19 protein-coding genes and 1 other RNA gene are annotated in these 25,948 nt (G+C 45.3%); 8 read left to right on the top strand and 12 right to left on the bottom strand.

The window, feature by feature from the left end; genetic code table 11:
• Window positions 1–41: 41 nt before the first annotated feature.
• The 4 genes from QME20_RS11830 to tkt form a co-directional block, all read right to left on the bottom strand.
• Window positions 42–941 carry a fructose bisphosphate aldolase gene (locus QME20_RS11830; RefSeq protein WP_281715976.1) on the bottom strand — a complete coding sequence of 300 codons (900 nt, stop codon included), beginning with the start codon at window positions 939–941 and terminating at the stop codon, window positions 42–44.
• A 301-nt stretch (window positions 942–1,242) separates the two neighbouring features.
• On the bottom strand, window positions 1,243–2,418 hold the full coding sequence (locus tag QME20_RS11825; protein ID WP_014975742.1) for a phosphoglycerate kinase: 1,176 nt from the start codon (window positions 2,416–2,418) through the stop codon (window positions 1,243–1,245).
• A 115-nt stretch (window positions 2,419–2,533) separates the two neighbouring features.
• Complete coding sequence (gene epd / locus QME20_RS11820; RefSeq protein WP_014948384.1) at window positions 2,534–3,544, bottom strand: erythrose-4-phosphate dehydrogenase; 1,011 nt, start codon at window positions 3,542–3,544, stop codon at window positions 2,534–2,536.
• Between the two features lie 18 nt (window positions 3,545–3,562).
• On the bottom strand, window positions 3,563–5,554 hold the full coding sequence (tkt, locus tag QME20_RS11815; RefSeq protein WP_281715975.1) for a transketolase: 1,992 nt from the start codon (window positions 5,552–5,554) through the stop codon (window positions 3,563–3,565).
• A gap of 427 nt (window positions 5,555–5,981) precedes the next feature.
• On the opposite strand from tkt, the gene metK reads away from it, so the two are divergent.
• The gene (gene metK, locus QME20_RS11810) at window positions 5,982–7,127 is read left to right on the top strand and encodes a methionine adenosyltransferase (RefSeq protein ID WP_014948382.1); all 1,146 of its coding nucleotides are present in this window, start codon (window positions 5,982–5,984) and stop codon (window positions 7,125–7,127) included.
• Window positions 7,128–7,364: 237 nt separating this feature from the next.
• The gene (locus QME20_RS11805) at window positions 7,365–7,835 is read left to right on the top strand and encodes a hypothetical protein (RefSeq protein ID WP_014975740.1); all 471 of its coding nucleotides are present in this window, start codon (window positions 7,365–7,367) and stop codon (window positions 7,833–7,835) included.
• Window positions 7,836–7,923: 88 nt separating this feature from the next.
• On the opposite strand, the gene QME20_RS11800 is transcribed toward QME20_RS11805, so the two are convergent.
• Complete coding sequence (locus QME20_RS11800; protein WP_014948380.1) at window positions 7,924–8,421, bottom strand: exonuclease domain-containing protein; 498 nt, start codon at window positions 8,419–8,421, stop codon at window positions 7,924–7,926.
• A 336-nt stretch (window positions 8,422–8,757) separates the two neighbouring features.
• On the opposite strand from QME20_RS11800, the gene QME20_RS11795 reads away from it, so the two are divergent.
• The 3 genes from QME20_RS11795 to QME20_RS11785 are packed head-to-tail and all read left to right on the top strand — an operon-like array spanning window position 8,758 to window position 13,600.
• Window positions 8,758–9,936, top strand: a complete 1,179-nt coding sequence (locus tag QME20_RS11795; RefSeq protein ID WP_239245070.1) for an ABC transporter substrate-binding protein — start codon at window positions 8,758–8,760, stop codon at window positions 9,934–9,936.
• Window positions 9,933–12,812: an ATP-binding protein gene (locus QME20_RS11790; RefSeq protein ID WP_239245069.1), complete on the top strand. Its 2,880-nt coding sequence runs from the start codon at window positions 9,933–9,935 to the stop codon at window positions 12,810–12,812. Before QME20_RS11795 ends, QME20_RS11790 begins: the two co-directional genes overlap by 4 nt.
• A gap of 23 nt (window positions 12,813–12,835) precedes the next feature.
• Window positions 12,836–13,600 carry a transporter substrate-binding domain-containing protein gene (locus tag QME20_RS11785; RefSeq protein ID WP_281715974.1) on the top strand — a complete coding sequence of 255 codons (765 nt, stop codon included), beginning with the start codon at window positions 12,836–12,838 and terminating at the stop codon, window positions 13,598–13,600.
• A 19-nt stretch (window positions 13,601–13,619) separates the two neighbouring features.
• Here the strand turns inward: QME20_RS11785 and QME20_RS11780 are convergent, their stop codons facing one another.
• Window positions 13,620–14,564, bottom strand: a complete 945-nt coding sequence (locus QME20_RS11780; protein ID WP_281715973.1) for an EamA family transporter — start codon at window positions 14,562–14,564, stop codon at window positions 13,620–13,622.
• 400 nt (window positions 14,565–14,964) lie between these two features.
• Here QME20_RS11780 and QME20_RS11775 point away from each other — a divergent pair, with 400 nt between their 5' ends.
• Window positions 14,965–17,361 (top strand): TonB-dependent receptor, encoded by a 2,397-nt coding sequence (locus QME20_RS11775; protein WP_170826494.1) that lies wholly within the window; start codon window positions 14,965–14,967, stop codon window positions 17,359–17,361.
• 68 nt (window positions 17,362–17,429) lie between these two features.
• Here the strand turns inward: QME20_RS11775 and rnpB are convergent.
• The 5 genes from rnpB to QME20_RS11750 all read right to left on the bottom strand — a co-directional run bounded on the left by rnpB (window position 17,430) and on the right by QME20_RS11750 (window position 23,301).
• An RNA gene (gene rnpB, locus QME20_RS11770) (RNase P RNA component class A) lies at window positions 17,430–17,780 on the bottom strand.
• Between the two features lie 37 nt (window positions 17,781–17,817).
• Entirely contained in the window at window positions 17,818–19,281 is a 1,464-nt protein-coding gene (locus QME20_RS11765) for a potassium/proton antiporter (RefSeq protein WP_187446901.1), read from the bottom strand.
• A gap of 161 nt (window positions 19,282–19,442) precedes the next feature.
• Entirely contained in the window at window positions 19,443–22,010 is a 2,568-nt protein-coding gene (gene secD, locus QME20_RS11760) for a protein translocase subunit SecD (protein ID WP_187446902.1), read from the bottom strand.
• An 85-nt stretch (window positions 22,011–22,095) separates the two neighbouring features.
• On the bottom strand, window positions 22,096–22,473 hold the full coding sequence (locus QME20_RS11755) for a hypothetical protein (RefSeq protein ID WP_239239508.1): 378 nt from the start codon (window positions 22,471–22,473) through the stop codon (window positions 22,096–22,098).
• A gap of 171 nt (window positions 22,474–22,644) precedes the next feature.
• Window positions 22,645–23,301, bottom strand: a complete 657-nt coding sequence (locus tag QME20_RS11750; protein ID WP_187446903.1) for an NAD(P)H-dependent oxidoreductase — start codon at window positions 23,299–23,301, stop codon at window positions 22,645–22,647.
• Between the two features lie 273 nt (window positions 23,302–23,574).
• Between QME20_RS11750 and QME20_RS11745 the strand changes: the two genes are divergently transcribed.
• Together QME20_RS11745 and QME20_RS11740 are read left to right on the top strand one after the other, a co-directional pair.
• Window positions 23,575–24,522, top strand: a complete 948-nt coding sequence (locus QME20_RS11745) for a DUF3034 family protein (RefSeq protein WP_281715972.1) — start codon at window positions 23,575–23,577, stop codon at window positions 24,520–24,522.
• A gap of 12 nt (window positions 24,523–24,534) precedes the next feature.
• Window positions 24,535–24,966, top strand: a complete 432-nt coding sequence (locus QME20_RS11740) for a group 1 truncated hemoglobin (protein WP_101563532.1) — start codon at window positions 24,535–24,537, stop codon at window positions 24,964–24,966.
• A 190-nt stretch (window positions 24,967–25,156) separates the two neighbouring features.
• Here QME20_RS11740 and QME20_RS11735 read toward each other — a convergent pair whose 3' ends face one another.
• A complete protein-coding gene (locus QME20_RS11735; protein WP_281715971.1) occupies window positions 25,157–25,768 on the bottom strand; it encodes a DUF3883 domain-containing protein in 612 nt (203 codons plus the stop codon).
• Window positions 25,769–25,948: the final 180 nt, after the last annotated feature.

The following is a 25,948-nucleotide window of genomic DNA, read 5'->3' as shown; positions in this document are numbered from 1 at the left end:
CGCCATTAGGCGCTCTTTACAATCAATTTAAAAGGAGAGGATCAAGCTTTAGACGCTTGGTAGATACCTTCAATTGCAGTATCAAGCGTTGCTTCAAACTCTTCTTGAGTTTGCTGTGCAGATACGCCTTCTGTCAGTGCGCGAGAGAAACTCGCGATCATACCTTGGTTTTCTGCCAGCTTCGCGTTTGCTTCCTCGCGGCTATAGCCACCAGATAGCGCCACTACTTTAAGTACACGAGGGTGATCAACAAGCTCTTTATAAAAGTTTGCCTCTGTCGGAAGCGTAAGCTTAAGCATGACTTCCTGACCTTCGTTTAGCAGATTAAGCTGCGTCAAAATCTCTAGCTTAAGTAATGCTTCTGCTTCCGCTTTTTGTGGACTGTGAATATCCACTTCTGGCTCAATGATTGGAACAAGGCACGCGGCTAAAATTTGCTTACCCACTTCAAATTGCTGAGCAACAACGTCTTTAATACCTTGATGATTCGCAAGCTTAACAACACTTCGCATTTTAGTGCCAAATACATCTTGCGCCACCGCTTTAGCTAGCAGTGCATCAAGACCTGGCATTGGCTTCATTACCTGCACGCCGTTGCTTTCTTCAGCTAATCCTTTATCTACCTTTAGGAACGGAATTACGCGCTTCTTCTGCCATAAGAAATGTGCAGAAGACATGCCTTCAATTTCTCTATCAAGGGTGTTTTCAAACAAGATTGCGCCAAGAACGCGCTCGCCGCTAAAAGGGGTGCTGGTGATAATGCGTGTACGCATTTCGTGAACAAGATTAAACATCTCTTCGTCTGAGCTATACTCTGACTCTTCGATGCCGTATAAGCGCAACGCTTTAGGGGTACTACCGCCGCTTTGATCTAACGCTGCAATAAAACCGGTTTGCGTCTTCAGTTTATCCAGCATTGCCTGCTGAGCTTGTGATGCCATTGCAACACTCCTTTTGTATATTACTGCCTTAATAGACAGGTGTAGGGTTTATTGTTATACCAATTCTATTAAAGATCTGTTTGTCTCAGACGCAGCATGCCAGCACCTTAAGTAAACACATCTGTAATAAAGTTGGTATTTATGCCTGCGTACTTCACTGTTTCGCAGGTGTAATCGTTTCCGATTAAAAGGTCACGCTCAACAATGCTGTTACTGAGCGTGACACTTATGGGGTAACGTTTGTACTAGGCCTTAGCTATCTAGAGCTTTAAAACGCTGCGTTTACATGCAGCGCCCAGGCTTATTTATTTTTTTCTTCTAGTACTGCTACCGCTGGTAGTGTTTTGCCTTCCAAGAATTCTAGGAACGCGCCACCACCTGTTGAAATATAAGAGACCTTATCGGCAATCCCGTATTTATCAACTGCTGCTAGTGTATCACCACCACCTGCGATTGAGAATGCGTCGCTTGCCGCAATCGCTTCAGACAGCGCTTTTGTTCCAGCACTGAACTGTTCAAATTCAAATACGCCTACAGGGCCATTCCATACAATGGTTCCCGCGTTCTTGATAATGTCCTCTAACGCCTTTGAAGAGTCTGGACCAATATCAAAAATCATATCGTCGTCGGCAACGTCACTGACTACTTTTAGCGTCGCTTCGGTATTCTCATCAAACGCTTTGCCCACGACAACATCTGTAGGTACAGGAATATTACCGCCATTCGCCTGCGCTTCATTCATAAGCTGCGTGGCTTGCTCGGTAAGGTCCATCTCTACTAGTGACTTACCTACATTATGGCCTTGAGCAGCAATGAAAGTGTTGGCAATACCGCCACCAACAATCAGCTGGTCAACTTTTTCAGCCAATGTTTTTAACACGGTCAACTTGGTAGACACTTTAGAGCCACCCACAATAGCAACCATTGGACGCTTAGGGTTGTCTAGCGCTTTGCCAAGTGCGTCTAATTCTGCAGCAAGTAATGGGCCAGCACAGGCTTTTGGTGCAAATTTAGCAACGCCATGAGTAGACGCTTGTGCGCGGTGAGCAGTACCGAACGCATCCATAACAAAGATGTCGCAAAGTGCTGCGTACTGTTTTGCTAACGTTTCGTCGTCCTTCTTTTCGCCGTTATTAAAACGTACGTTTTCAAGGATAACTAATTCGCCGTCTGCAAGCTCCACGCCATCTAGGTAATCTTTTACAAGCTTAACCGGTACGTCTAGGGCGTCATTAAGATAATCAACAACAGGTTGAAGAGAGAATTCGTCTGCAGGCTCGCCTTCAGTAGGACGACCAAGGTGAGACATCACCATAACTGCCGCACCTGCGTCTAGGGCTGCTTTAATCGTAGGGATAGATGCTTTGATACGCGCATCAGAAGTTACTTTGCCGTCTTTTACCGGCACGTTTAAATCTTGTCTAATTAATACGCGCTGACCTTTTAGGGCCATATCGCTCATGCTTGGAATCGCCATCGTCTTTCCTATGTTAATTTAAATTCAGTAGAGCGTGTTTGAAGGTAAGACACGCTCAAATTAACTGTGAAAGCTGCGCGGGCTGGTGCTACCAACCCTTGGCAGCATCAATGCTTTATTTTGCGTCGAACATCACTTTTGCGGTATCGAGCATACGGTTTGCAAAACCCCATTCGTTGTCACACCACACCAGTGTTTTAACCAGTTGTTTGTGACTGACTCTTGTTTGTGTGCCATCTACAATACACGAGTGAGGGTCGTGATTGAAATCTACCGACACCAAAGGCTCTTCGGTGTAGTCCAAAATACCCTGTAAACGCCCCGCTTTTGCATTGCGAAGGGCTTGGTTCACTTGCTCAATCGTTACCTTAGATTGAAGCGTTACACTTAAATCCATGGCAGTAACATTGATAGTTGGCACTCGAACCGCAATGGCTTCGAATTTTCCCGCAAACTTAGGCAGAATGCGCTCTATACCGGCAGCAAGTCGGGTATCAACGGGAATAATCGACTGACTTGCAGCACGGGTTCTGCGTAAATCTTCGTGATAGGCGTCGATAACTTGCTGGTCGTGCATAGACGCGTGAATGGTTGTGATCGTACCACTTTCAACACCGAACGCAGCGTCTAGCGCTTGGATAACAGGAACAATGCAGTTTGTGGTGCAAGAGCCGTTGGAGACTAATTTTTGTTCACTGGTCAACGTGTCTTCATTGGTTCCGAAAATGACCGTATTGTCTAAATCTGGTGACCCGGGTGACGAGAAAAGCACTTTGCCAGCGCCGGCATCTAAATGTGCTTGCCCCGATGCTCTGTCATCAAACTTGCCCGTACACTCAAGCACAATATCAACGCCCAAGTCTTTCCAGGGTAGGTCTTTAATATCGCTTATCGCGAGCAGTGTAATATCGTCGCCTGCGACATTTAGCGTGTTATTTTCTAAGGCCACATCAAAACGGAACCGCCCGTGGGCGGTATCGTATTTAAGTAAATGTGCTATGCCTTCGGGTTTAGCAATGTCGTTAATGGCCACCACGTTAAATTCGTTGTTGCGCCCACTTTCATACAGCGCGCGCAACACGTTACGACCAATACGACCAAACCCATTTATGGCAATATTTACCATAGGCTTATCTATTACCTCTTACAGAGACAGTGCAGCCTCTACTACAGCGTCAGTGGTAATGTTGAAGTGCTTAAACAGGTCGCCAGCAGGCGCAGACTCACCAAAGGTGTCCATGCCCACGATAGCGCCATTAAAGCCAACGTACTTGTACCAGCTATCTTTAGACAGCGCTTCAACCGCTACGCGTTTAACAACGCTAGAAGGTAGTACACTTTCACGGTAATCAGCAGACTGACGGTCGAATACGTCAGTTGATGGCATAGACACTACGCGAACGGCCTTACCTTGCTCGGTTAGTTTCGCTGCGGCTTCAACGGCTAGCTGAACCTCAGAACCGGTAGCAATAAGAATAAGCTCTGGAGTACCTTCGCAGTCTTTAAGTACGTAACCACCTTTCGCGATATCAGCAACTTGTTGAGCCGTTCGCTCTTGCTGCGCTAAGCCTTGACGTGTGAAGATTAGTGTTGTTGGGCCGTCAGTGCGCTCAATAGCAGACTTCCACGACACAGCAGACTCAACCTGATCACAAGGGCGCCAGTTATCAAGGTTAGGCGTTGCACGTAGCGCAACCGCCTGCTCCACCGGCTGGTGAGTTGGGCCGTCTTCACCTAGACCAATTGAATCGTGGGTGTAAACAAAAATTGCAGGCTGCTTCATTAGCGCTGCCATACGTACCGCGTTGCGTGCATATTCCATAAACATTAGGAAGGTTGCACCGTATGCCTTAAAGCCACCGTGAAGGGCAATACCGTTCATCATGGCCGACATACCAAACTCACGTACACCGTAATAAATGTAGTTACCTGATGCATCGTTTGCTTCAACGCCTTTGCTACCTTCCCAGATGGTAAGGTTAGAACCTGCAAGGTCAGCAGAGCCGCCTAATAGTTCAGGAAGTAGCGGACCAAACGCATTCAGTGCATTTTGTGACGCTTTACGTGACGCGATATTTTGTGGGTTAGCTTGAAGTTCAGCGATGATAGCGTCTGCTTTGTCGCTGAAATCTGCTGGCAACTCGCCATTTACACGGCGTTTGAATTCTGCTGCAAGCTCTGGGTAGGCGGCTTCGTATGCAGCGAAAGCGTCATTCCACGCGCTTTCCGCGTTTGAACCTTTCTCTTTAGCATCCCAACCAGCGTAAATATCGTCTGGAATTTCGAACGCGCCATGGCTCCAGCCAAGCTTCTCGCGAGTAGCGACAATTTCGTCCTCACCTAGTGGTGCACCGTGACAAGACTCGGTACCTTCTTTATTAGGTGAACCGAAACCAATGGTGGTTTTACAACAAATAAGCGTAGGTTGCGCAGTATTCGCCTGTGCCTTTTCAATAGCGGCTTTTACTTGCTCTGCATCGTGCCCGTCAACGCCATCGATCACTTCCCAACCATAGCTCTTGAAGCGTGCTGGTGTATCGTCGGTGAACCAACCTTCCACTTCGCCATCAATTGAAATGCCGTTGTCATCCCAAAACGCGATAAGCTTACCAAGACCTAGTGTACCGGCTAGTGAACAGGTCTCGTGTGAGATACCTTCCATCAAGCAGCCGTCACCTAGGAATGCGTAGGTGTGGTGGTCAACAATAGTGTGACCATCTTTGTTAAATTGTGCCGCTAGTACTTTTTCGGCAAGCGCCATGCCCACAGCATTACTGATACCTTGGCCTAGTGGGCCAGTGGTCGTTTCAACACCTGGCGCATAACCGTACTCTGGGTGACCTGGCGTTTTTGAATGCAATTGGCGGAAGTTCTTTAACTCTTCAATTGGCAGTTCGTAGCCTGATAGGTGAAGAAGAGAGTACAACAGCATCGAGCCGTGACCATTTGAAAGCACAAAGCGATCGCGGTTAGCCCAAGATGGGTTTGCAGGGTTGTGTGATAAGAAATCACCCCATAGTACCTGTGCGATATCAGCCATCCCCATTGGGGCACCTGGGTGACCAGATTTAGCTTGTTGAACGGCATCCATGCTTAATGCACGGATTGCATTGGCGAGTTCACGACGAGAGGGCATGTTGTCTCCTGATTTATTTTGTATCTTTTGTTTCGTATCTTAGCGGGCTAGGCAAGCTAGACGAGCGTAGAGGTAAGGCGTTCGCTCTACTTCTTTATACGAATGAATGTGGCGTTATTCTTACCTATGCCACCTTACAGTTCAATGGGTTTTGATTGCCAATAGTGAAAGTCATAGTAAAAAATGGTCTATACCCTGACCATCACGTATTCCCATTACAGCAAAAACAGTTATATCTGACGCCTAGTTTCACAAATACATCATTAACTTAAACAATTACGACCTGAATAACCCTACAAGTGATCGGGTTGTGTCAACTATTCGTAACGAAGAGACTTTTAGACGTCTAGAAGTAAAGACTGGTATTTATAACTTGTTTTAGTACAATATACGACTATTTTGATAATTTAACGCTTACGGAGCATTTATGGCCACGCATTTATTCACATCCGAGTCAGTGTCTGAAGGACATCCGGACAAAATTGCTGATCAGATCTCAGATGCGGTTCTTGACGCTATTTTAGAACAAGATCCTCGCGCTCGGGTGGCCTGCGAAACGTATGTAAAAACCGGTATGGTTTTAGTGGGTGGTGAAGTAACTACCTCTGCATGGGTAGATATTGAAGAGCTTACCCGAAAAACAGTTAAAGAAATTGGCTACACGCACTCAGATATGGGCTTCGACGCTGATTCATGTGCGGTATTAAATGCTATTGGCAAACAGTCACCTGACATCAATCAAGGTGTTGATCGCGCAAGCCTTGAAGAACAAGGTGCTGGTGACCAAGGTCTAATGTTTGGCTACGCTAGCGACGAAACTGACGTACTAATGCCTGCGCCAATCACGTACTCTCACCGCCTTGTTCAAAAACAAGCTGAAGTGCGTAAATCTGGTAAGCTAGACTGGTTACGCCCAGATGCTAAAAGCCAAATTACTTTCAAATATGAAAACGACAAGCCTGTTGGCATCGACGCAGTTGTGCTTTCAACCCAGCACTGTGATTCAGTGAGCACTGAAACAGTTCGCGAAGCGGTAATGGAAGAAATTATTAAGCCAGTGCTGCCTAGTGAATGGATTGATGGAAATACACGCTTTCACATTAACCCAACGGGACGATTCGTTATCGGTGGTCCAATGGGCGACTGTGGCTTAACTGGTCGTAAAATCATTGTTGATACTTACGGTGGTATGGCCCGTCACGGTGGTGGCGCGTTCTCTGGTAAAGATCCATCAAAAGTAGACCGCAGTGCAGCATACGCGGGTCGTTACGTTGCTAAGAACATTGTTGCAGCAGGACTTGCTAAGCGCTGTGAAATCCAAGTGTCTTATGCAATCGGTGTGGCAGAGCCAACGTCTATCAGCATCGATACCTTCGGTACAGGTGTGGTAGATGAGAAAACGTTAGTAGCACTGGTCCGTGAACATTTCGACCTACGCCCTTATGGACTTATTCAAATGCTAGACCTCGAGCGCCCTATTTATCGCCCAACGGCTGCGTACGGTCACTTTGGTCGTGATGAATTCCCTTGGGAAGCAACAGATAAAGCAGAAGCGTTAAAAGCATCGATTTAATTCGATAACCAAATAACGCTTTTAAATGCGCCGCTCAGTTTATATAACGCTTTGCATAAAAGTGTTGGTATAAACTAGCGGCGTTTTTTATTTGGCTAGCAAAATCAACGAAACAAATAAAAAACGGCAAAGAATATTTTCATCCTTTATTTTTTGCAGCTATGCTTAAATAACGAACACACTATCGCTTGTAGTTTCTGGTTGTTTACAAGCCATGATAACAACTTGGGCTCTTCCATGAATGTGGTTACTGGTATTCTTCTGGCACTTACTTTGGCTGCGTCTATGGCGGCTTCCCCCGTGCTCGCGGAAATGAATGCTCCCCACTACAGCCCTATCCAATTCAAAAGCAAAAAAATAGCCCGGTGGCAGCTAAATAGTATGTACCGCATTCAATCTACGACCGAAACTTATCTATACGACAACAGTTATACCTACCCAGCGGGGTCACAAGGTATGTTTAGCGCCAGCAGGCGGTTTAACACTTGGGTTCCGCAAAAGGTCTATGCAACGTACAAAACCAACAATACCGCCTTTCAGCATTACGCAGAGTGGCTTTATTTACCACATGATGTAGGTACTTTTACTCGGTTGGGCTGGCTGCTTGGCAAAAGCGAGGGATTAAACATGGCGGTAGAACTTGAACATAGGCAAGTTGGGGAAGAAGAGAATATGGCTCTCTCATTGGGCGTCAATTACTTGTTTTAAGTCATCCTTGTTTTAGGTCACCGCTACATTGCACTCACAGTGCGCTTTTAGTATTACACCCCATCATAAAGACGAAACGTAGTTGCCGTTATGCCAATGATAAGGTTTTTGCGTAAGTCTGTTGAATTACCATCGCGTCGGAACTCGCTCTATGACGCTTAACATCAAGTTGGCTCGCAAGGCGGCTTTTCACCTCATGCCATTGATTCATTTGTGCTTCAGACAAAATATATTCCAATGCTCTACACGTAAAAGACATTTCTACCTGCGCTGCGGCGTAGAGCTTAATTAGCCACGGGTTATCAACGACCCAACCGTCACTGTAAACAACCGTATTGCCAAGGAAATTATTTAACTCAACACAGACTTTTCGAGGCTCTTCTCCTCGAGTTTGCAGCATCTGCTGCGTTATGCCGTGCAGTGACTCCGCTTTTCGATCCCAGTGAACCCACGAGTCAAAGGGCCGAAGTAGCTTACACCACTTTGCACCATCATAGCGCACGATTCCTATCTCAATAGGGTAACTCGCTGCGCCAAATCCACTTGCTTCAATGTCTATTATTGTTGGCAGGGTATTCTTTCGCACTCACGCTCCAAACCGCTGTTTATCCTTGCTTGCAACATACGCAAACCATTTTTATCAGGCGGTTTTACTGCTACCTCGTCACCAGAGGAACAACTAAACAACGTCGAACACTGTTTAGCAAATGTACAACCACTCTTCTCGAAATATAAGCTAATAGTAGAATCGTGCCAAAATTAATGCGCACTCGTTTAGTACACCACCCCGTCGCCAGCGCTCAAAAATCTCGTAAAAGCTCTCAAAAAAGCATTAAACTTATACTAAAGGATAAGACGTTTACGCTAAAAGACTGAGCACATTGCTATACACTTTTAAGGTTAACATTTAGGTAGCCTATTCATGCGTGCACTTTCTATCTTTCTCTCGCTGGCTTGCGTCTTTTCAATTTTTACTGCAAGTAAAGCATTAAGTTCAACGGAGCCTCTGGTGATTGGTATTGATGCCGATCTTTCAGCGGTAGCTGTTGAAGGTGGCATCGCTATTACAAGAGGGGTCGAGCTTGCCGTCGACGAAATAAATGCCGCTGGTGGGATTCTAGGTCGTCAAATAAAAGTTATTGCGAAAGACCATCGCGGCAACCCAGCTCGAGGTGTATATAACATTGAGCAATTTTCCCAAACTCCCAATTTACTTGCGGTAGTAGGCGGCGTTCATACACCTGTAGTTCTCGCTGAAATCGACCCAATACACGAAAAAAACATTTTGATGTTGGTTCCTTGGGCAGCGGGGACGCCTATTATCGACAACGGGCACTCACCGAATAACATATTTCGCGTGTCGGTACGCGACGCTGAAGCAGCGTCAGTCCTAATTAATCACGTCAAATATATGGGGCTATCAAATATCGCGTTGGTATTGGAAAGAACAGGATGGGGACGCTCAAACCTTGAATCATTAACACAAGCTGCAAGTAATAATGATATTGATATAACAGCAACCCATTGGATAAATTGGCAGCAGAAAGACTTTTCTGAGGATATCGCGGCAATAAAAAGCGCGAAAGCGGAAGCGATTATTCTTGTCACTAACGTTCCTGAAGGTGTTGTGGTACTCGATGAGATGGCCAAACAAGGCATCGCCTCTCTCCCTGTTGTGTCGCATTGGGGAGTCGCGTCGGGTCAGTTCGCCTCTTTACTTGCAAAGCCCATCGCTAACTACAATGTGTCAGTACTTCAAACCTTCCACTTCAACCACCAGAAAAATACCAAAGCAAAAAGCTTGTTAGAAGCCTATTATAATAAGTATGGCTTGGTGGATGCGACTGCGATTGGTGGTGTGACAGGTTTGGCTCATGCTTATGATTTAACTCATTTAATCGCGGCAGCTGCCGCGAAAGCTGGTAGTATAGAAGTAGACGCATTACGCGCTGCGCTAGAGTCTCTTCAAAATGTGCAAGGTGCAGTGAAGCACTACACAGCTCCATTTTCAGAGGACAGACACGATGCACTCTGGGCAAAGGATTATTTTATGACTACGTTTAACGAAAAAGGTCACTTGGTAACAACGGGCGTGCAATGATGCAGCAGCCCCCAAGGTTACGCTCTCTTCTGCTTTCAAGCATGCTACCGCGACTGGTTTTACTCGTCGCGGTTTTGTCTATCATTCTGTTTGCTCTCTCTTTCCACTTCATTGTTAAACAAACCGACCAGCTTCAACAACAATCTGTTGATGGTTTAGAACAAGATATCAATTACATTGTTAGCGACACCACTAGACAGCTAGCAGACTTGGCAGCTAACGATATCATCATCAATTCTTTGGTTGATTTCGAGCAAAGGGATAATTACCTTCCCATGTTTTTCCGCTCGTTAAATTTAACTCAGGCGAAAAGTGTCGAGTTTGCACTATTTGATTTTGCCGGGAACCGGGTGATTGATAAAAACTGGAATGCTGTTATCCCCGAGTCGCTCAGTAGTGCATGGCGCCAGCAAACCCTTGGTTCATCGAATGCATACTCCTCGGTATCAAAGTACGGCGTATTAATAAGCGTTCCAGTGTTACTTAGAGGCGTAGCGGAAGGCGCGCTTGTTATGTATGTGGATAGCTTGCAGTCTTTGCTCGCTCCTTACCCCAGACTGACTAACCAGCTTGTTACCGACTCTAGTGGGCATGTCCTGTTTAGCAGTGAGCCCTCACTCATTGCTCCCAACTCAAGCTTTTCCGATTTTGATGACAGCGGCTACGCTATAAAAAAGGCTGACTGGCAAAATCTAACCCTATACAGCGTAAAACCCACCATCACCGCATACAGAGAAGCCGCATGGACTGGGATTGTATTGCTGGCAATGATTGTAGGCTTCGTATTTATCATTTTGCATATGGTGAGTATGACGGGAACGCTTGCCGAGCGAACACTTTCGACTTTGTACAATGACATTAAGAATCGACTAAACAGTGATGATAAGACCTCACTACGCCTTGATAGTGACGTTGAGGCCCAAGAACTTGCGGATATTCGCGAAGCGTTTGACAAACTGATTTGGGATCTGACAGAGGTTTCGCTGTCTAACGAACAGTTTTCCAACGTGTTGGAGTCAATGGGCGATATGCTTGTTGTGGTTGATCAAGACAAGCAAATTTTACTTTCTAACAAGCGCTTCGACGACTTTTGTCATGACCAGTACGGTGAAAAGAACGGTATTTTGAAGTTCATTATGCAAAAGCTTGCTTCTTCACAGAGCAATGAACTTACACACTTTTCGGTATCAACCGGCCAAGAGCGGTTTGTTCATTGGACTAAAACATCACTGGCCGATGCTAATGGTAATATTCGTGGTGATATCTATGTTGGTAGCGACGAAACTGAACAACGCTCTCTTGAAAGTCACGTTAAAGTGCTCACTCACGCTATGGATGAAGCAACCGTGTCGATCATCATTTCGGACATTAAGCGCGTCGGCCAACCAATAATATACGTAAACAGTGCCTTTGAAGAGCTTACAGGCTACAGTCGTGAAGAAATAATCGGTCATAATTGCAGGTCGATGCAGGGCGATGAAACCAGCAAGCAGACAGTTGACCAAATCCGCGAGGCTATTGCAGTGCGCGAGCCTATTGAAACGACGCTGCTCAACTATAAAAAAGACGGCAGCGCCTTTTATAATCGTTTGAATTTAACGCCGGTAAAAATAAATGGTGAAGTCACTCACTATATCGGGTTTCAACAGGACGTTACTCAACAACGACAAACCGAACAGTATCTTCAGGATGCGCGAGAAAAAGCGGAAGAGTCTGCCCGTCTTAAATCGAGTTTCCTCGCTAGTATGAGCCATGAAATACGCACGCCAATACACGGTATTTCTGGTGTTTTGCAGTTAATGGCTAGCTCTGAACTCACTGAGGAGCAAAAGCACTACCTGTCTCTTGCTAAGTTTAGTATCCAGGGCCTTTTACATATCGTAAATGATATTTTGGACTTCTCTAAAATAGAGGCAGGCCAACTGCAAATTGAAGAAAACCCATTCGACATTTTAGAGTCGCTTGAAAACCTTCAAAGTCAGTACGCGATTATGTGCCAAGAAAAAGGGTTAGCGCTACATTTTCACTTTGATTTACAAGGCTTTCACGTTGTACAAGGCGATGATGTACGCTTTAGACAAATACTCTCGAACTTGTTAGGTAATGCCGTGAAGTTCACCGACAGTGGATGCATTGAAGTCACCACCAGCATTCAGCAAAACGCAGATAACAGCCTTAAGCTTTTATGTAGCGTAAAAGACACCGGCATTGGTATCGCACAAGATAAGCAAAGTACAATCTTTGATGTCTTTACCCAAGAAGACCTTTCTACAACTCGCAAATTCGGCGGAACAGGCCTTGGCCTTTCTATTAGCAAACAATTATGCGAACTCATGGGCGGCGATATAAAACTCGAGAGCGTTAAAGGTCACGGAAGCACGTTCTCTTTCACTATTATGCTTGAACAAGCCGACGAAGCCCTGCTTAAGCCAGTTCACCACTCCTCAGGAGTGAAACGGGAAAAAGGGAAAAAACGCAAAGTATTAATTGTCGAAGACAACGACATTAATCAGGTTATTGTTAAACAGCACCTAAATAACCACACTACATTGAGTGCCAAATCAGGCCTAGAGGCACTTGAAGCGTTGAACAAAATGAAAGTGACCTTTGATGTTGTCTTGATGGACTGTCAAATGCCAGAAATGGACGGCTTTGAAGCAACTAAACGCATAAGAAATGGTGAGGCCGGAGAACGCTATTTAAACGTGCCGATCATCGCACTAACCGCCAATGCCATGAAAGGTGACAAAGAGCGCTGCGTTAACGCCGGAATGGACGATTACCTAAGTAAACCTTTTGATGCTATTGACCTCATCGACAAAGTTGAGCATTGGGCAAGCATTGAAAGAAATAGTGAAGAAAGCGCCGTTCATTAACCTATTGTAGTGGAACATCTTGAGTGAACGCCTTAGCGAGATTAGCCCCTCACATCAAAAAAGTTATTTCGTTTATCTTATTGATTAACGTTTCGCTTTTTGGCGGTGGCGCGACTGCCGATGAAGTACTACGGTATAATCTTGGAACGTCAGGCAGCTCTATCCCGTACGAAAATGCTGTCGACGAAGATAGGGCCGGTATTCTAGTTGAAATCCTTCCCCTTATTATGAATAGAGCAGGTATTAAGACAGAAAAAGTCATGCTCTCTACCAAACGTGCCATGCTTGCATTTAAAACAGGCGCTCTTGATTTCGACTTTTTCAGTCCAAGCTGGCTGTCTAAAGATGAGCCCGCGGGCGACTTCACTTTCTCAGATCCCATTATAGACATCACAGAATACTTTATTACTCTGCCTGAAAACCATAGCCGATACCAAACCGTCGCCTCTATCTACGGTGAAACCGTAGGGATGATCTCCGGCTATGTGTATTTTGATTCTGATAAGTTCGTCAGAATGGACTTTCAAGCCGAGAGTAACCTTATCTTAGCCCTTGGCATGAAACGGATAGATGTCATCATAATGGAGGAAGCAGCGGCGCGTTACTGGTCTTCAATGCACAACGTAAAAATAGCGCTGGGCCCCATCCATACGGCAGGCCAAATGGCGTTGCGTGTTCACAATCGACATAAAGATAAGCTCCCCGCCATTAACCGCGCCATTGCTGAATTAAAACAAACGGGTCAAATTGATAGAATACTTAACAAGTATTCTGACTTTTCATTATAAGCCACACGCGGTTTCAACATTACGCCGTTGCTTTTTTGCCATAGCGCTTTAAAGCAAATGGAAATTTTATCGATTGGATTAAGAGGCAAAGACACACCAGCGTCATGCCAACCCATCCCACCGGCTTGAATACTTCACCAATCAGAAAAATAGCGAAAAGTGTCGCAACCAGTGGCTCAATTAACGTAATAAGCGTAGCTTTACTCGCTTCGGTGGTGCGAAGACCATAGCCAAATAGCAAATAACCAAGAAACATCGGCACCACAGCCATATAGAGTGAAACGCTAATGTGGATAGTATTAGCAAACATGTTTTGACCGGTAAACCAGAGGGAAGGCAACAGAGCAACGGCAGCGCAACCGAAAAGTCCGGCCATGGCAGATTTTGAATTTGCGCCAGCGTCAATGTGTTGCTTCGCAGCCCATGAGTACCCAGCATAAGTTAAACCTGCAATTAAACCCAATAGAACGCCGAACACCTGATCATCTTTAGATACTGACAACGCCATTGCGTCGTGTGCCTTCCCCATGGCTAACATGCCAATCCCAAACGCACCAAACACAAAACTAACAAACCATTTTAAAGACACGGGCTTTTTACTTAGAAAGTACTCTAAAAGCGCAGCGAATAGTGGTGCACTGGCGATAGAAACCACAGTGCCTATGGCAACGCCTGACAAACGCATTGAGCTGTAAAAGGCCAGCGGATAAATTGCAACACATGCACTGCCAAACAGAAAGGTCAGTGGTGTAGAAAAAAGAATAGGTGCATCCTTTATCAGTGATTTTCGGGCACAAACACAAAGCAATACACCGCCTATACCCATTGCAAAGGCACCGATTGCCAGAGGACTGATTTCTGGGGCGAACTGAGCGGCAGTGCCTGTTGTCCCCCACAGAAAGCTTGCGATAACAATTGCTAATATCCCTTTTACTACATCGCTTGTATTCACTGCTTTCTCCACTCTATTACTCACCTTTTTAGCTTTAACTGTTGAACAATGCTTTCATGTTGTACTTTCTAATTAACCCATCAGCTTTTATTGTGACGCTGATATAAACCGCTTGCTGCCGCTTGCTTTTATCGCCCAGTCATTTTTGCTCTTAGGGTCAACACCTCTCTCATAAAGATGATACTTAGATTATTGCTTTTGTAATTAGCCAGATAGACGCTTCTTTTGACCTTTTAGACGCACATTCCCCACACATTTACAATTAACACTAAATTAACAAGAAAAACGTACCGCATTAGATACAACAAAAAATGAAATATTTGTTTCGCAAGTTATGGAAATAACCCAACTTTTTTGCCACATTACGCCCTTACCTGATAACAAAATAGAAACAACCAACCTGGATGGACTTATGTTTAAAATAGAAAAATCGTCGTTTAGACGAAGCACACTTAGCGTTGCGGTTATGGGGCTGCTTAGCTCCGGTGCAATGGCGCAGGACACACAACAAAAGGATGACGATGACTTTGAGCAGATCATAGTAACTGCAACAAAGCGTGCAGAATCCATTGAAGACATTCCTTTTTCAATCAACGCACAAACGCAGCGAGACTTTGAACGCAGCGGTGCAGGAAACTTAGAAGACGTCGCAAGAAACGTGGCGAGCGTATCAATTCAGAACTTAGGACCAGGCCAAAGCCAAGTATCTATGCGTGGCGTTTCAGCGGGTCAAATTGTACGAGACCAACCAGGCGTTAAGGAGCAGGTCGGCGTATACCTCGATGAAAGCGTGATCTCGCTGTCTTTATTTACTCCAGATCTCGACCTTTTCGACCTTAACCGCATTGAAACCCTGCGCGGTCCGCAAGGTACGCTTTTTGGATCTGGCTCTATCGGCGGAACCCTTCGCTACATCACCAATCAGCCCGAGTTAGATACCTTTGAAGGTAAGTTTGAAGCTAATCTTAATAGTGTGACAGACGGTGGCGTGGGCGGTCACGTTAAGGGCATGGTAAATGTACCTATTTCCGACACCATTGCCATGCGCGCGGTGGTATACCGCACTGATTACGCAGGCTTTATAGATGCGTTAGGTGAAAACGGCGCGTTTAGCGAAGACGTTAACGACGGCGATAGAACTGGCGGACGCGTAGCTTTCATTATCGCACCCAACGATAAGCTCACGATTACACCACGACTTATCTTCCAAGAATTGGAAATGAACGGGTTTAACAGACAGGAAGTGTATAATGTGTTTGCTAACCCTTACACAACGACCCGCCCAGCTATTCAATTGGGTGAACGAGAACAGTACCTGCTGCTTGAAGAAGGCTTCTCTGACGATACCTTGATTGCTGACGTAACTGCTGAATATCAAGCCGACGTTGCTGATTTTACCTTTGTTTATAGCTATACCGACCGCGATATTCTTGTAAGTCGTGATGCCAGCGCGCTTTCGGGCTCAGTAAGTATCGACTTAGGTTTTCCTGATGAAGCCGTACTATTACCGTCGAACTTATTAGACAGAACGGAAGTAGAGCAAGATACCTTTGAGCTTCGCGCCGCATCCAATGGCGATGGCGCGCTAGACTGGCTAGTTGGCGCTTTCTACTCTTCTACAGAGCGTGTTTACGACCAATCACTCCCTACCCCTGGGTACGACGCATTTACCGACGCCACCTTAGGTGAAGGCACGTCAGCAGCGGTTGCCAATGGTTTTGAAGCTGATTCTCCCTACAACGCCTATTTACCATACGACTTGAAGCAGCTTGCTGTGTTTGGTGAAGTGAACTATCAAGTGAACGATGACTTTAAAATGACCGTGGGCTCTCGTTTTTACGATTATGAAGAAGAGCGTCAGTTTATCTCTGGGGGCTTATTTGCCAACGGCGACAACCAGACCGATTCTACAGAATCAGATGGCTTTACTTCTCGCGTTATCGGCCAGTATAGCGTAAACGAAAACGTGAACTTAAATGCTCAGGTGTCTCAAGGATTTAGACTTGGCGGTGTAAATGACCCGCTAAATAGAAGCCTGTGTACCGACCAAGATGAAGCAATCTTTGGTTCGTTCCAAGACTATGACGATGAAAAGCTCACCAACTATGAGATCGGTATGAAATCATCAGGTCGTGGATGGTCAGCTAACATCTCGGCTTTCTATAACGATATTGAAGATCTTCAGGTTACATTGGATGCTGGTTCTTGCTCGTCACGTGTATCATTTAACGTGCCGGACGCCCACACCCAAGGTATTGAATTTGAGCTTACGCGTCAGTTTACTGACCAGCTCTTTTTCTCATTAACGGGTAGTATCATTGAAGCCGAGTTCGATTCAACCGTTGTTGATGGTGATGGTGCGGTACTAGGTGGCGTAGAAGACGGTAACCGCCTAGCTTCAGTACCTGAAGAGAGCTTTGCCATCGCATTTACCTACGATTTAGCGCAGCCTTTATTCTCTTCAAACAGCACCTATTTCCAAGGCTCTTACCAGTACGTGGGAGACCGTATAACCCAGCCTAGTGACCAAGTTGCAGGCGCAGGTATATTCACTTCAGGCCTTGCCTTTGGCGGTGCCACTGGCGCAGAAACAACGGAATTAGACTTGTTGTTAGACGACTACGGCACGCTTAATATGAGCTTCGGTCTTACCTACGATGACTATGAAATATTACTGTATGCAAACAACCTGTTCGACGAAAACGCCCAGCTATCCTTTGATAGAGAACGTGGTGGACGAGCTCGACTTGGATTTACGGTAAACCAGCCACGCACCATTGGTGCGACGTTCCGCTATTTCTTTCAGTAAAGAGTGATAAATGTCTCTGCCTGAGGAAATATCCCTTCAGGTAGAGGCTTCACTTTCTTTTAGGAAAAGAGTGGAGTTGGCCGTAAGCCGGGTTCTGTCGTGGGCAACCATTCCTCTAGATCAGCAATCGCTCACTGATTCAAGCAACCTACCCGATCCCCATGCGGGCCACACGTTGAGGGATCCTATTTGGTCTTGCTCCGGGTGGAGTTTACCTTGCCACACTCTGTTACCAGAGGTGCGGTGCGCTCTTACCGCACCCTTTCACCCTTACCGGCATGTAAACATGCTTAGGCGGTCTTCTCTCTGCTGCACTTGTCGTCGGCTCACGCCGCCCAGACGTTATCTGGCACCCTGCCCTTTGGAGCCCGGACTTTCCTCCCCTTTCTTACGAAAGCGGCGATTGCCTGGCCAACTCCGCGGCGCATTCTACATGAAGTACCCTACAATAGCACCCTATTCCTGCTCGCTGTAAAAGCAGTGCTCAACGGCACTTTTATCGAGCAGTTTGGTGATAATGAAAATTTGATCGCCCATTTCTATTTTGGTACTTCCTTTAGGTATAAGGGTTTCTTCACCACGGGCAATCATCGCCACTACCGTATTATCGGGAAGAGCTAATTCGCTAATGGTTTTATGTAGTGCTGGCGATAACTTCGAAACCTCTATTTCTATAAGCTCGCGCTTGCTCTTAGCGACTTTTACAATCTCCAGCGTGCTCGATTCCTTTACTTCATCGTCCAACACTAAGCCTAACTTACGCGCCGCATAAGGTAAGGTGGAACCTTGCAACAAGGCAGAAATAAGCACGATAAAGAACACCACATTAAAAATGAGCTCGGCGTATGGCATGCCGAATATTAGCGGAAATATAGCGAGTATAATTGGCACCGAACCGCGTAAACCCACCCATGATATAAGCAGCGATGCGTTGAACGAGAATTTTGAAAGCAATAAAATAGGCATAACCACCAGCGGACGTGCAATAAAAATAAGCACAAACGCAATTAAAAGGCCTTCTTTCCAATTAACAAACAGCTCGGTGGGCGTTACCAACAAACCTAAGATAACGAACATAGCAATTTGCCCAAGCCAGGCCAGCCCATCCAGAAACACAAACGTATTACGCTGATAAGCAAAGCGGCTGTTACCCACGATAACACCCGTAATAAAGGTAGCGAGAAAGCCGCTGCCATTTAAGTTCGCAGCAAGGCCAAAAGACAATACACCAAACAACATCACAAATACCGGGTACAAACCGATGGCCATTAAGGTGACGCGTCTGAAAAGCCATACTGCAATACCGCCGATGGCAAGGCCCACTATCGCTCCCACTCCCATTTGACTGGCAAACAGCGAAAGTAAGTCAACTGGCTTAGTGGTGCTGTCTTGAATAAGCGTAATAAGGCCGATTGTGAGGAATATGGCCATTGGATCATTCGACGCACTTTCCAGCTCTAGTGTGGATTTTATTTTTGAAGGAATGCGTATACCAGCGTTGCGCAGAACAGAAAATACTGCTGCGGCGTCTGTCGACCCTACAATAGCACCAAGCAATAAGCCCTTATAAAGCGGTAAATCGAGAATAACCATAGCGGCGATACCGGTGACCACTGCCGTACCAATTACGCCAAAAGTGGCGAGCAACGCGGCGGGTTTCCACGCCTGCGCTATGGACTTTTTTGACGTTTGTAGACCGCCATCAAATAGGATGAGAATAAGCGCAAATGTACCAATGGCATGCGCAGCATCAGCATTATCGAAGAAGATTCGGCCGATACCATCTTCTCCAGCCAACATACCTACACCAAGGAATAAAACTAAAACAGGTACGCCAAAGCGCGGGGACAATTTACTGGCCAGTACGCCCAAAATGGCAAGCACTGCACTGAGTAAAATAATGTGATCAACTGCAAACATTATACGTTCCTTATTGCCCTTGATGCTCTCACGCAAATTATTCGGGTATGCGTGAGAGCATCAAGGGTTCCTGTTAATACTGCTACCTTACCGCGTTTTTGCACCAATGTATTGAGGTACAAGAGCCCGCTGAGGTATTGGGGTTAAGGAACTTGTGCCGCCTAAGGGATGTGCGACAACGAAGCCTTAATCTCTTCTGCAGTAGGCTTTAACTGCGCTTTACCTTGTTTCTCTCTTCTGCTGCCCAACAAATACAGCAGCGTAGAGGTGATAAACAAGGTCGATGACGTGCCAATCACGACAGCAAAAACCATAGGGACTGCAAAACTTTCTACGGCATCACCGCCAAAAATAGCCATTGGTAACAACGCCAACAGCGTGGTAACGGAAGTGAACACCGTGCGGCTTAGCGTGCTGTTCACGGCCTCATTAATAGTATCTGCCAATGGCTTGTTTGGGTCTAAACGCAATAATTCACGGATGCGATCAAGCACCACCACCTTATCGTTTATAGAGTAACCAATGAGCGCCAACAGTGCTGCGACAGCCGTTAAGTTAAATTCGATGCCTGTAAGCGCGAAAAAGCCTATGGTTTTGGTTAAATCGAGTATCACGGTTAGCAGCGCTGCGCTCGCAAAATGCGCTTCAAAGCGTGCCCACAGATACAACAACATGCCGCCACCTGCGATAAGCAATGCTAGAATGGATAGCTCGGCAAAGCCTCCGCTGACCTTGGGTCCAACCATATCAATTTTATCAAAACTTACCTCACTGTCGGCTTGCGAAATCGCACGCTTTAGTGCGTCAGTCTGCTTTGCGTTGCTATTTTCAAGCTCGCCACTGCTATCTAGAACAGGTGCTCGCAATAAATAGTGATGTTCACTGCCATATTCTTGAATTGCTATCTGATCAAAGCCATTGCTTTCAATCACATTCCTTAGCTCATCGGTAGTAAGGGTTGGTGCGGTCAACTCAATCATTGTGCCACCGGTAAAGTCGACACCATAATGTAAGCCAGGCTTAGCAAACAAGCCGATTGAAAGCACTGTTAGCACTACCGAAACAGCGAGTGCAATTTTACGCTTTGCCAGAAAATTAATACCGCTAAGCTTATCGCTTAACCGCAAAAGCGGTGATGAAAAGCGCAAAGGAACGCGCTGCTGCGCGCGATCTTGCGTATTCTTTTGCTTCGACTTAACCACTCTTAGCATTAACATTTTAGTTAGGGCTACAGCAGTAAATACCGAAGACACCAGACCAAGGGCAATTGTAATTGCAAACCCTTTAATAGGGCCGCTTCCAAACATAAACAACAAACTTACCGCTATTAGTGTGGTGAAGTTTGAATCCACAATAGTCGCGAACGCTTTATCAAAACCCACCTCTATTGCACTGGCTGCCGGACGACCTTTTTTACTTTCTTCACGAATACGTTCATTAATCAAAATGTTCGCGTCCACCGCCATGCCCATGGTTAGGATCAAACCTGCAATGCCCGGTAACGTCAGTGTTGCGCCAAACAGGGTTAATGCGCCAAACACCAACGCCATATTGATACAAAGAGCAAAACTTGCGATAGCGCCCCACCTGCCGTAAATCGCTACCATAAATGCCAATACCAGTAACGCGCCTGCCACGCCGCTTTCCACTCCGGTTTGAATTGCATCGCTGCCTAAATCTGGCCCCACCGTGCGTTCTTCTATAATGGTAAGTGGCACAGGTAACGCACCAGTGCGAAGCATTAATGCGGTGTTGCCCGCCTCGGGCAATGTAAAGTTACCGGTTATTTCGCCACGACCACCTGGGATCACGCTATTAATAACGGGGGCTGTAACCACTTTGTCGTCAAGGACGATAGCAAGCACACGGCCGATGTTGTCACGTGTCATAGTGGCAAACTGCTTGGCACCTGCACTGTCTAATCGGAACGTCACTACTGGCTGGCCATTTTCACTACTTAAGACACCTGCCGCATCAGTAATATGCTCACCTTCTAGCGCCACTTTTTGCTCTAAGCGATAGGTATTACCCGCCGCATCTTGCTTATTCATAACCTGCTCAGACTGGCTATTCGCGGCCCAGTGAAAAGTCATTTGTGCGGTAGTGCCCAATAATTTTTTAACTTGAGTGGGCTCAGACATACCCGGCATCTGAACTAAAATGGCGTCTTTACCTTGTAGCGTAACGCTAGGCTCAGTAAGCCCCGTTTCGTTCAAACGCTTTCGAACTACTTCAACACTTCGGCTTAACGTGTCTTTAACCAGTTGTTCGGTATATAGCTCGTTAAGCGTAAGGGTAACGGTGCTTTGCTTTATCTCTACATCAAGTGCACTTGAACCATTTGGCTGAGCGGAAATTTGATATGCGGTGTCTTTTACCTTTCTCGCATCATCTGCACTACGCAATGTAAAGACGATACTTCCAGAACGACTATCTTTATGAGTGAGTGAATGAGACGTCTTTGTATAGCGCACGTTTTGACTGCGCAATTCGCTAAGTAAGTCACTCGAAAAGCTATTGAGTTGCTTTTCAAACAAGGCGTTGGTGTCTGCGGCTAATAGCAGATGCGAACCACCTTGCAAATCTAAGCCTAAAGATAGTGTGGAAGTGGTGTACCACGTAGGTAACTGCTGTTTAATTGATTGTGGCAATATGTTGGGCGCAGCGCTCAGTAAACCGAGCATAACGATGAGCACATACACAAAGCCACGAAATGAAAATCGTGCCATTTTAGAATCCTGAATAATAATGTTTTTAAGGTCGCCAAATTTAAGAACACAACAGGTGTGCCCCCACGTTGACGCATATGAGTTGTTAAATCAGGATAGAGGGTGGTGCGCGAGGGCTTGGTTTAACCCACTTTTGTGACTGAAAAGGAACGTCTGCTGAACGTGTATTGACAGCAAAAAGGCCGGTATAAACCGAGTGCAACGAAGCAGGTATTAACCCTAAGAGATCGGCATCGGTAGGCTGCTCACTGTTGTTGTCCGTCAGCTTGCTGGCGTTAAATCGCAGAGAGTAGCTTTGCGAGTTATGAACAAACTTAGCAAGTGGTGACTGTGATGTTACCTCGGCATTACTCGCTACATCAGGTGGCTGAAACCCGGTACTAACAACCAGATACGACAATACCCACGCCATGAGGAAAGGCGCAAATGTAGAGGGGTAAAAGCGTTTAAAGGTTGTATTCACCAGAGTTCCATTCGCAGTAAGAAGCAGTGATTGTTGTCTGTAAGCAAAGTACAGTGGGGGCTAAAAAAGCAAATTCAATTGCTGTAGTAAAAAGAGCCCATGCTAAGGGCTCTTTTTACATCTCGTATTTACGAGTGACGTGCGTTTGTTTGAACGTCACATTTCTACAAGTTAAACGATTGTAATAACGTCTTCTTTCGCTAGGCGTGCTTTTGGAAGGCCGTGATTCCAATCATTCTCAGTATCAGGGTACCCCATGGCAAGTGCAACTTCGCAAACGTGACCATCCAGCTCATCTTTGAACAACTCACCAAGTAATTCAGGATCAACACCCTCCATAGGTGTAGAAGCGATCCCCAGGCGAGCCAAAGTATGTAGTACGTTACCGAGAGCTAGATAAACTTGAGCTTTGGTCCACGCCGCGTTATTGCCATTGTCATCGGTGTTCGCTTCCGCAAATGCGTAAGCGCCCATGAAGTTTTCACGCATATCTTCGGGCAAATGACCAGACGCTACTTCTGCATCGACACGCTTTACAAATTTCTCTTTCGTAAATTTAGGATCATAGGCAAACAGAATGGTATGCGATGCTTCTTTAGCGTGATGCTGATTGAACTGATGCTTATTGGCAAAGCTATCGTGTAAACGCTGCTTGGCTTCATCACTTTCAACAACCACAAATTTCCATGGCTGAGAGTTGATTGAAGACGCAGATAGTCTCAACGCCTCAAGAATTGTCGCCAGATCATCAGCTGAAATGCGTTTACTCGCATCGTACTGTTTAACCGTGTAACGCTTATTTAAATCTTCAATAATTGGATGAGACACAATTAACTCCTCAATACGTCTGCTATTTGTTGTTCACGCATGAATGCTGCGAACAGAAAATTAAAGTACTCAATGAATATGGCGTGTATGGTATAGATTCGGCTTTTCAATGATAAGCCCTATAAAAAACGAATCAGTTTCAAATATTTTTTGATAATAAAAATTCGATAATAGATAGTATCGCCAGCAGCGTGCATTTCACAATTCATGGGTTAAGCGCTATGCTGATAAATAGAATTACAAAAAACCATTTAAAAACATTAGGTTTACCTTATGATTAGGCATTTGCTTCTCCCTCTTTTTCTCGCATCGTCTCCCGTACTCGCAGACAGTGGATCTCGCTTAATTGCATCTGGTGGTATTACAGGTTTCGAGGGCACAGCGGGTGGCGGCATTACGCCTTGGGCATTTATTGGCGGATACGCGAGTAAAGAAGAGGTCAGTTATTCGGCAAATATTCAGTACTTAAGCCTAAGCGATTATTCCCTTACAACAGCAGGGGCAAGCGTTAGTTTGTTTGACCGTATAGAGCTTAGCGTGCAGCGACAGCGCCTCGATATTGCTTCAGGGTTAACAAGCAACGTTTTCGCGTTACTCACAGAAGGTGCTATTACAAACGCCAACAGCACCACCATTGAGCAAGATATAATCGGTGCAAAAGTTAAGGTTCTTGGCGATGGCGTCTTTACTCAAAACTCATGGATACCCCAAGTATCCATCGGCGCACAATACAAGAAAAACAGAGACTACGACAGCTCTCTTTCGCTACCCGACGGTACGACCCCCTTGCCCAGCGTAGGCGTACCAATGCTGCTAGGTGCGAAAGACGACAGTGGTACCGACGTTTACCTTTCAGCCACGAAACTGTGGTTAGGCACTCCATCAGGTTATAATTTACTCACCAATCTTACCGCGCGATATACAAAGGCGAATGTGTTTGGCTTACTTGGATTTGGTTCTGAAAACAACGATAGCGCTAAGCTCGAATGGGAGGGCTCTTTAGCAGTATTAATTAGCCCTACCACAGCAATTGGCACAGAGTTTAGAACGCAAACCAATCGATTAGGAGGCTTAGCTGAAGAAGACACCGTTGTTGATGCCTTTATTGCCTACTTCCCAAATAAATCTATTTCGATTACCGCTGCCTATGTGGATTTGGGCAATTTACCTTTGCAAGAAAGTTCTTCAGGATTTTATCTAACGGTAAACAGCACTTTTTGATAGGGGAACGAAATGATCAGACACTGCTTCCGGTTAATGGTAATTGCTGCGTTAAGCGTATTGATAATCGCATGCGCCAGCGCTCCTGAACAAAGCCTTTATGAAGAAATTGGCGGCCATAAAACGCTCAATACCATATACGGCGTAGCGATTACGCGAATTTACACTGACCCCGTAATTGGTCATTACTTCAAAGGTGTTCCCAAAAAACATTTAAGAGATCAACTTGTATTGCAAACATGCGAGCTTATTGGCGGGCCTTGCGAATACGATGGAAAAACAATGTTGGAGTCTCACACGGGTCTCAATATTAAGGAGCGTGAATTTTACATATTGGTGGAGTATGTCCAAGGCGCGATGCGCGATGTGGGGCTAACCTATCAGCAAGAAAACCGTATTCTTAAGCTGCTAGCGCCAATCAAGTACGAAACGGTATACCTGTAATGAAGCGTGTATTTATTAGCCCAGTGAATCGACTAGAACTCTCTAGACACTTAACTACTTTATAATTATGTAGTACTAAGTAAAAAAGTTGCCATGACTATCACTTTACTGAGTTTTTCTATAAATATTGTATTATATAAAAACTAAGCTTGTAATTATTGAAAGTATCTAGAAAAGTCTCACCCCATGATTAATTAATTTGTAACCTGAAAGATTCCACAGTCTTTCCAACTACTGACATTTCTTGATTGTTTATGACAATTAACTTCTTATTCTTAAATTTACAAATAAAAATTTTTGGTTCATCGGTCATACATCCTGTAACAATTACGAGTCGATAGTTTTTCTTTCTTTCCTTAAAATACTTATATTCGTTCGGAGTCAATGTTATGTCTGGAGATTGTTGGCCTCTACCTTTTACTTCTACACATAGTTTACCTTTACCCTTACCTATCTCTAGATCATAACCGCAGTTTTCGCTTTCTACGGATTTGATATACTCATAACCGAACTCCTCATAATGCGTTATCGTTAATGCTACAGCTTTCCGCTCAACTTCAATACGCTGTAAATAAGGTGTATTTTTTCTACCAGACTTTCTGGGAGAGTTTTTTTCTATGGAACCTTTTGAAAAAGAGATATTTTTAACGACGTTAATATATTTCTTTGGAGTAAAACACCATTGCGATTGGGTCGTGGGCGAAAACTTAGTAGTCCGATCAACTTGTTTTAATAATACGACATCTTCAGCTTTCGCTTTAAATCGATAGTACTTTAGTTGATTTTTTTCGTGCGTTACCATATCTACTGGTAGTCGCTGCGATTTTCGATACACTATTGCTTTTTTGTAGTACCCAATTAAACGGTTTTCATTTATTCCTTTAAATTGTTTACCGCCAAAAAAGTGAGGTGGTTTAATTGAGTTGACCAGTCCAGTTAAGGATATAATTGAACTTTAGCTGGAGAAAGTAAATGGCCGGAA

The sequence above is a fragment of the Alteromonas sp. CyTr2 genome (assembly GCF_947311905.1).
Classification (GTDB): domain Bacteria; phylum Pseudomonadota; class Gammaproteobacteria; order Enterobacterales; family Alteromonadaceae; genus Alteromonas; species Alteromonas macleodii.
Note: the sequence above shows the minus strand (reverse complement) of the source record. Positions and strands in the feature narration are given on the sequence as shown.